Genomic DNA, 1,566 nt, shown 5'->3' with positions numbered 1-1,566 from the left:
GGGGTCACCCATTAGAAAGTTCCGGTCAAGCAGGCAGCTGTGTTTTCTTGATCTTTTTATTAAAAAAACCAAGTGTTGTTATTTTTAAACTCAATTTAAATATGGCTACGCATCCAGTAATGACGTCGATTGGTGTGAATATGCACCAGTCACCCATATGAATTTAGGCAGTTTAATTAAGCATTATTGATGATTAATTAAGGCCCTTGGCTTTCGCCTCAGTCATCGTTTAGTACCAATGTTAGTCCAGTTTCTGGCTGTGTTTACACACTGCGCTGTAACAATTCTGTGGTTTATGCTTGAGCATAACCAACCCTTTGTGGCTCAAACATTGGGCATATCCAGTATTTAAAATATGAGCGGTTAACGTGCAGGCTCAATCAAATCTAATGGTTTTACCAACCCCATTACTAGCTCAACACGTTAACCTAATTTTTTTATAGTCGCTAAGTAAACGCCTTGTGTTCATCAAATGGGACATTATCTTTAAGCACGTGATAACACGCTCTTGCGAGCTTATGCGCAACCGTTTTAATAGCGATAACTTGGTTCGTTTTAGCCAGTTTTCGTTGATAATATTTTTTGATTGTCGGGTTGTACCGAATGGCAAAATTAGCGGCCTCAGTAAACGCCCAAGCTAAATAACGATTACCATTCTTCTGATTAGTAGCGCCTTTTTTCTTTCCATTACTGTACCTTGCTCCTTTAACACAGCGACAATACGATGAGAAATTCCCTGGGCTATCAAAACGTTTAATCGTGCCTGTCTCTAACATAATGGTCAGTGCTAAGGTATTCCCAATTCCATCAATACTGGTTAGGTTCATAAACTCAGGGGAGAGTGATGTTTGTTTTAAAATAGCGCCTTCTATCACATTAATTTGCTGTTGAGCACAGCGTATTAATGAGAGGTTAGAAATGACTGACAGTGCTGTATTCATTGAGCTAAAGTCTGCGTGTACCTGCTCAGCATCAACGCCTTTTCTGATAGCGGCCATTTGTTTGATTTTGTTGCTACTGAGTTTGTATCCAAGATGACGCATGTAACAACTTTGCACTGATAATAGGTTTTTAGTGGACTGTTGAACAATGTCCATTCGTTTACGCATTAAGTCGCGAACAGCTCTGAGTTCACGAGGATAAATATAGCCCTCAGGCAGGATGTCTAGACGTAACATTTCAGCCAACCAGCGTGCATCACTGTGGTCGTCTGCATATTTTAAGCCTGAATATTGCTGGATTGCAGCAGGGTTCGCTAAGTGTAGTTTAAATTCTGCATCCATTAATGCATCAACTAACCAATACCAATTAAATGTTGATTCAACAACAAGCCCTTTTAAGTTGTCTTTATAAGGACTTAGAAAAGATAAAATGACAGACATGTCATTATTTAAACGCTTAACGGTAAGTGTTTCACCATGTTCATTAATGATAGCAATAACACAATTATTTGAATGCAAGTCAATTCCACCATATAGTTTCATACTAAGCTCCTCGAGATACAGTTTATGTTTTGGTCAACACAACTGTATCGAAAAACTCGAGGAGCTTTCTATATGATTATCA

Annotated in this window: 1 protein-coding gene; it reads right to left on the bottom strand. The window is 38.7% G+C overall.

All coding sequences use genetic code 11. The features are described from left to right. Positions 1-446: 446 nt before the first annotated feature. Entirely contained in the window at positions 447-1,484 is a 1,038-nt protein-coding gene (locus R0J88_RS18585) for an IS110 family transposase (RefSeq protein ID WP_410900679.1), read from the bottom strand. Positions 1,485-1,566 lie beyond the last annotated feature (82 nt).

The sequence above is a fragment of the Pseudoalteromonas sp. SIMBA_162 genome (assembly GCF_046535955.1).
In the GTDB taxonomy this organism is placed as follows: Bacteria; Pseudomonadota; Gammaproteobacteria; order Enterobacterales; family Alteromonadaceae; genus Pseudoalteromonas; species Pseudoalteromonas marina.
This window is presented reverse-complemented; position numbering and strand designations above follow the sequence as displayed.